This window comes from Faecalibacterium sp. DFI.5.82, assembly GCF_029076575.1.
GTDB lineage: Bacteria > Bacillota > Clostridia > Oscillospirales > Ruminococcaceae > Faecalibacterium > Faecalibacterium duncaniae.
The window spans coordinates 1-301 of the sequence record NZ_JARFIS010000747.1 but is presented as its reverse complement, the minus strand read 5'-3'; the positions used below and the strand labels follow the sequence as shown (position 1 = coordinate 301).

The 301-nt window shown below is 61.1% G+C and carries 1 pseudogene; it reads left to right on the top strand.

The window, feature by feature from the left end:
• A pseudogene (locus tag P0G09_RS18730) lies at positions 1–185 on the top strand (pyridoxal phosphate-dependent aminotransferase); the annotation flags it as partial.
• Positions 186–301: the final 116 nt, after the last annotated feature.

Sequence of the window (301 nt, the reverse complement as noted above, 5' to 3'; positions counted from 1 at the left end):
CGCTGGGCTTTGAGGTCGAGCGGCCCGGCGGCACCTTCTATCTCTTCCCCAAGGCACTGGAGGAGGATGCCAACGCCTACTGCCGCAAGGCCCGGGAAGTTGACCTGCTGCTGGTGCCCAGCGATACCTATGGCGTAACGGGCTATGTCCGCCTTGCCTACTGCATCGACACCGAAAAGGTATAGCGCAGCCTGCCCGCGCTGGAAAAGCTGGCGGCCGCGTATCAATAAAGCCGAACCTCCCGGCAGAGCATCTGGCAGTGCCGCCGGGGGTCACAGTATTTTTTGAAACAGAGGAATGG